General features: G+C 33.5%; 8 protein-coding genes. All 8 read right to left on the bottom strand.

Features of this window, described 5'->3' with window-relative positions:
- Window positions 1–194: 194 nt before the first annotated feature.
- Window positions 195–857: a DUF443 family protein gene (locus tag GMD4S_RS00035; RefSeq protein ID WP_000865033.1), complete on the bottom strand. Its 663-nt coding sequence runs from the start codon at window positions 855–857 to the stop codon at window positions 195–197.
- A 59-nt stretch (window positions 858–916) separates the two neighbouring features.
- Complete coding sequence (locus GMD4S_RS00030) at window positions 917–1,588, bottom strand: hypothetical protein (protein WP_000713811.1); 672 nt, start codon at window positions 1,586–1,588, stop codon at window positions 917–919.
- Between the two features lie 71 nt (window positions 1,589–1,659).
- Complete coding sequence (locus GMD4S_RS00025; protein WP_000481649.1) at window positions 1,660–2,631, bottom strand: DUF6892 domain-containing protein; 972 nt, start codon at window positions 2,629–2,631, stop codon at window positions 1,660–1,662.
- A 297-nt stretch (window positions 2,632–2,928) separates the two neighbouring features.
- Window positions 2,929–3,057: a hypothetical protein gene (locus tag GMD4S_RS12695; protein ID WP_000900078.1), complete on the bottom strand. Its 129-nt coding sequence runs from the start codon at window positions 3,055–3,057 to the stop codon at window positions 2,929–2,931.
- 40 nt (window positions 3,058–3,097) lie between these two features.
- A complete protein-coding gene (locus GMD4S_RS00020) occupies window positions 3,098–3,715 on the bottom strand; it encodes an SAP domain-containing protein (RefSeq protein WP_000573132.1) in 618 nt (205 codons plus the stop codon).
- 104 nt (window positions 3,716–3,819) lie between these two features.
- Window positions 3,820–3,948, bottom strand: a complete 129-nt coding sequence (locus GMD4S_RS12690; protein ID WP_000899999.1) for an ADP-ribosylglycohydrolase — start codon at window positions 3,946–3,948, stop codon at window positions 3,820–3,822.
- A gap of 11 nt (window positions 3,949–3,959) precedes the next feature.
- Complete coding sequence (locus tag GMD4S_RS00015) at window positions 3,960–4,766, bottom strand: alpha/beta fold hydrolase (protein ID WP_000668461.1); 807 nt, start codon at window positions 4,764–4,766, stop codon at window positions 3,960–3,962.
- 154 nt (window positions 4,767–4,920) lie between these two features.
- Window positions 4,921–5,129: CPBP family glutamic-type intramembrane protease (locus GMD4S_RS13695; RefSeq protein WP_337459732.1), on the bottom strand; the 209-nt coding region annotated here is incomplete at its 5' end.

The following is a 5,129-nucleotide window of genomic DNA, read 5'->3' as shown; positions in this document are numbered from 1 at the left end:
AGTTATTATACCGATGGATTTCAATTTTTACTATGGTCCAGGCATTCAGGAAAAGAAAAATAAAAAAGGAGAAGTTATTGGAGTAAATGAGTCATTGACTAACAAAATGCTCTCTAATCAGTTCCCTAATTTTTTCTGATAGAATAGCCCAATGTGACCTGCAAAATAGGATCATAAACAGCTTTCATCTTAATTTATAACTTCTCTATTCTATCAAAAATAATCTCTTGCTTTTCGACACTTTCTCGGAGTGGTGACATGCCTAAAATCACTGTAAAAAATCCCAATAATAGAATACTATTAATAACAAGTAAGGCTCCCTCTGTTCCATTAACAGTATATAGATAAAATACAAAACATCCAAGAGTCGGAACAAGGATAAAAGGAAGAAGTTTGTAATGTTTTAATTGACGTTTATTTCCAACTGGTTTAAAGGTTATTTTATAATTTGTAACGTTATTCTCAAGTCTTTTTTGGACGCTATGACGAGCTCTTATGGCAATGAACCAGAAAGCAAGATAAGCTAGGGAAATGAATAGGCCATATAAGCCTATCTTTAAAGGAAGGTTATGACTAATCCCATTGTTTCTAAAAAAATTTGTCACAAGCCGATAGCCAGATCCCCCTATTGCTGTACCAATTGCAATCCCAATTGATTTACTCATAGTTGGAGCTACACTCTCAAAACGCATATCTCTTTTATCTAACTTTTGCATTTTTGCAGTAATTTCATCGGGAAGAGAACCCCAGAAATAGGATTTTGGTCTAACAGTCGTCAAATCTAGAATATACTTTTCTCCCTCTACTTCTACTATTTTGAAAAATACTTTATTCGTTTCTTTAAATTTTACCTTCATAGTCACCTTTAAATCCTTCTCAGAGTTAAAAAACTCTTTTCAATAACATTCCTAAATCGTTAGCCCCGTTTTTTAATAATAGTTAAACCAATTTTGACAGACATCTCTTTCGATGTTAACTGTATTGTGATCCCATAATTTGTTTTATCTGAGTAATTTACCCTGATTTGGCATGTAGTTTCCTCTGGTAGATCATATTTGATTTTCAGTTTCTGAAAGAGTTCAGACTGAGTTTCTGGCTGGTAGATAATTTCACTAAGCTCTGTTGTTCCAGTTCTTAACGTTCTTTTTACATTCAAGGAGTCAAAAACATCTCTTTTGACAACTAAGTTAAGAATTTCTTCATCAAATAAAGGATCTATCGCTGAATCGTAATGCAACTTGCCATTAGAATAACTAACGGGAACCGTTTTTTTATTTTCTCCGATTTGTATTCTATAGTCGCCCTTACCATCTGCCTTGGTAATGTCTAGGTCGATTTCACATCTTTTGACTTCGTCACCATTTTTTATATAGACGCTGCTTTTATAAGCTTCCAGCCCATTAAAATCCTTCTGCTCTTGTTCCAAAAATTTAAACATAGGATCAAACGTTTTTTCAAACTCGTACTGTTCCCTTGTTCTGTTTTTGGGAATGGTTTCACCACCCAAACTACAAGCATTCAATGAAGATGCTGTCATAAGAATAACAAGAACCCCAGTTACCCATAAACACCATTTAAACTTTTTCATATTTTACTTAATCCTTTTTTCGAGTCATAACAGTAAGATTTTTTCAAAAATTTATAAATGTTTAGTTAAACTTACACTAGTTCTACGTCGACTCCAGCTTTAGCAAAAGTTTCCTTAACTTGTTCAAAATTACTTGACATGATTGTCGCTTGTTTTAAATTTGGGAACTGCTTTAATTCAACCAAACTAACCTCATTCAAATCAAAAGTACTATCCTCACCATCCCACTGAGGAATCAGATTCATAAAAATTTCATTACCGCCATCCATATCAATCTCTTTTACAAGACTTGCATACTTCTGTGAAATCTGAAGATTTTTAAAGTATTCTAAGGCAGGCTCTACAAGTTCTGTACTTTCTGTATCAATATCCAACTCGCTAAATTCCTCTGAAAAATCAAAAATATCAAAAGCTGGCTTTAAAATATCTAAATCATACATCAATACTTGGATAATAGCTAGTTTAAAATTCAGATTATCAAAATGAAGATATTTTTCTTGAACAACTTTTGGATTTGATTTTTGACGTTCATGCTTGATTTCTGGATAGTAAGAAATGGTGAGTGGATATCTCATTACATCTGGTCTTCCATTAAAATTGGTTCCATGAGGGGTCCATAAAATAAAATTGAAATCCCCAGTTCTGTGTCTATCATAAAGAAAATAGGGAGGCTTCCCATCAGTGGATACTACGGCTTGACAAGGCATCTTGGGTAATTCTTCTTCTCCAAACATAGGTTTTACAACATCACCATAGTAGAAACTGATTGTAGAAAGTAGATGCTCATCATCAATATAGACCCTGCATTTCTTTAAATGATTCCGGATAGAAGACGAATGTTCAAATACAATACCAGCATTGTCGTAAACGTACTTTATGTATTTACTTTCTTTTTTGACAACCTGATCAGGCTTTCCTAACACGGCCTCAATATCTTTCAAAGATAAAGGAAAAGACAAGCTGGTTCCGTTCATTACCATTGAATTGTCATGAAAATTGATTTCGAGGTTTTTAGGATCTTTCTTTTTAAAAAAATTAAACATTCGATTCTCCTATTTATAATTTGTTTATCTAAATGCATCAAATCTATTTTTCTAACGTTAGAAAATTTACTGTATAAAATAAGGTTTTGCCGTATTTTTCGTCCGTAGGATTAAAAAAGCAGGAAGCCTTCTGAAAATTAATTACTCTTCACTAATAGACTTACCGCCTCAACATGATGCGTTTGTGAAACTCAAAAGGTTCGGGGAGTTCAAAGCTCCAGTGGAGCTTTGAAGCCTTCTTGCGTTAAAATGAAAAGGTGAGAGGATTAGCTACGTTTCACTAACAAACTCAGACACTCAGCGGTTCGAACTTACCGTATCATCTGTAAAAAAGCAGTCTTTCCGAAATAATGGAAAGTCTTTCGTTTTGATATTGTTCCATTCATAAACTGAACCTACAATATCTCCAACTATTGCTCCTAGCATGGTATTCCTCCTTACAAACTATTAGTTTAGACTGACATTTCTACTTGACATACTCGTCTATTTTATCAGCATATTTAGTTAAAAGATTCTTTGAATAAATTTTTGCATTACTTGAATTTCTAACTTCTTTCCAAAGAATAGAAGCTACTTTTAGTTTATTAGAGTAGTTGGCACTATTTTCGTCTGCACAGAAATCCTTTAGAAATTGATTCCATTGACAAACCGAATGATCATACTTGGCATAATCTGAATCTCCATAATAGACTTTTAGCATATCTTGGATTGTGAAATTCAAATCATTTTCTTTTTTTACTTTTCTCCAAGCTGTAGCCATATCAGCAGTAAATTTAAAGGGCGAAACACCTGTTAAAGTTGAGAAATATTCTCTAAAGTGTGCATTAAAGGAGAATCCACATTCAAGTAAGGGCGAATCTAAGGTAACGACTTCTACTCGTTTCTTATTTTTTTTTACTGATGACTTTTTAATCAAATTCCCCTTGAAGTACTGCTCAATAATATCATTGAGTTCCTGTTTTGTACCTCTATATTCAAGTCCTAATGACCTGCATATCTGTGAAAGTTCATCACGATACCAGTAATATTTATTAAATTCATCAAAGGATGAGATTTTTTCAAACATAGGTCTGCTTTCTATCAATATTTCACCTCCTTAAAAACAGTTTAGGTTTTCATCTCAAAATAATGGAGTTTTAGTTTCTTTATTTTGAGGATTAACTACGTTTCACTAACAAACTCACACACTCAGCGGTTCGAACTTACCGTATCATCCGTGAAAAAACAATCCTCACAAAATAAAGGAAAATCCTTCGTTTTGATATTGTTCCATTCGTAAACAGAACCTACAATGTCTCCAATAATTGCTCCTAGCATCCGTTTCCTCCTTATGGCATATCAGATTCGTTACACATTTCTAATGAGTCACTCTTTAAAAATGGCACCACCAAATCAATCCACTCATAAGGCAGGTAAGCTGATAAATAGCCGTGATTATAGCCCTTTGCTTCATACAAAATTGTATTTGAATGTAGCTGATGAAATAATTTCGCTGATTCTTTCACACAGTTCAATTCTTTTTCACCATAAATATACAGAACCTGAGCCTTGCTAGCAGAAATCATATCTTTCAGCTTGTAACATCCCATATAGTTTTTGTAAATGGTCACCAATGTTTTGATAGGCGTCCTTGGCAAATCCTCCAAATAATAAGTTTTTATTTCCTCTGGATAAGCCAGTTTAGGATAGAATTTGTTCATCATGCTTAACTGAAGTTTGCAAGAGAATTTATTGAACATCAGTTTACCAAATAGAGACACTAGAAAGATGCTGATTTTAGCTAACCTTAGTTGAGGAATGCAGAGGCTTCCATCTATGATGGCCTTCTCAGCAATTTCACTGTCTAAAGACAAAAGCTCCATAGCAATTTGACCACCAAGCGAAACACCACCGATTGCAAACAATTTCCCACCACAGTTTGCTTTGATATAGTCCAGAATCTCCAAAGCAGAATCTTCAGTAGAAACATAATCAACTTGATATTCCTCGCCGTGGCCATTCAAAGTGGGTAGAATAACACGGTATTCTTCTGACAAGATTCGTGCTTGACGAAGATAATTCCACCAAGAACTTCCACCACCATGTATCAGTAAAATAGGAGGCAAATTCTTATCACCAAATTCATGGAATTTCATGTTTAAACTCCTTACTGTAGAACTTTCACTAGCTACACCCATGTTTAATCAGCTCGTACAAGCAGTGATGTCTCATCAAATAGAAAAGTCTCTAACATTGATTATCTAGAATGATCACACGTTACTTTCAATAATGGATATCCTGATCTAAATTTTAAAATGTTGTTTCCTTACTAATTCTATTACTCGCCAATATAGTATAAATCAAATAACCAATAAAAATGATAATAAAAATAAGATTAATTTTTAACACAAAATAGAGATTTAACAAATTTGCGAATGCATGAAATAATACACAGTATCCCACAGATTTCGTTTGACGGTAAAGAAGCCCTAAAACAAAACTTAAAAATAATGTATATA

Source organism: Streptococcus sp. GMD4S (assembly GCF_000296955.1).
Note: the sequence above shows the minus strand (reverse complement) of the source record. Positions and strands in the feature narration are given on the sequence as shown.

Coding starts and splice junctions, on each gene's coding strand:
- GMD4S_RS00030 (WP_000713811.1), bottom strand. CDS start 1,588: ATGAAAAAGTTTAAATGGTGTTTATGGGTAACTGGGGTTCTTGTTATT.
- GMD4S_RS00035 (WP_000865033.1), bottom strand. CDS start 857: ATGAAGGTAAAATTTAAAGAAACGAATAAAGTATTTTTCAAAATAGTA.
- GMD4S_RS00015 (WP_000668461.1), bottom strand. CDS start 4,766: ATGAAATTCCATGAATTTGGTGATAAGAATTTGCCTCCTATTTTACTG.
- GMD4S_RS12690 (WP_000899999.1), bottom strand. CDS start 3,948: ATGCTAGGAGCAATTATTGGAGACATTGTAGGTTCTGTTTACGAATGG.
- GMD4S_RS00025 (WP_000481649.1), bottom strand. CDS start 2,631: ATGTTTAATTTTTTTAAAAAGAAAGATCCTAAAAACCTCGAAATCAAT.
- GMD4S_RS12695 (WP_000900078.1), bottom strand. CDS start 3,057: ATGCTAGGAGCAATAGTTGGAGATATTGTAGGTTCAGTTTATGAATGG.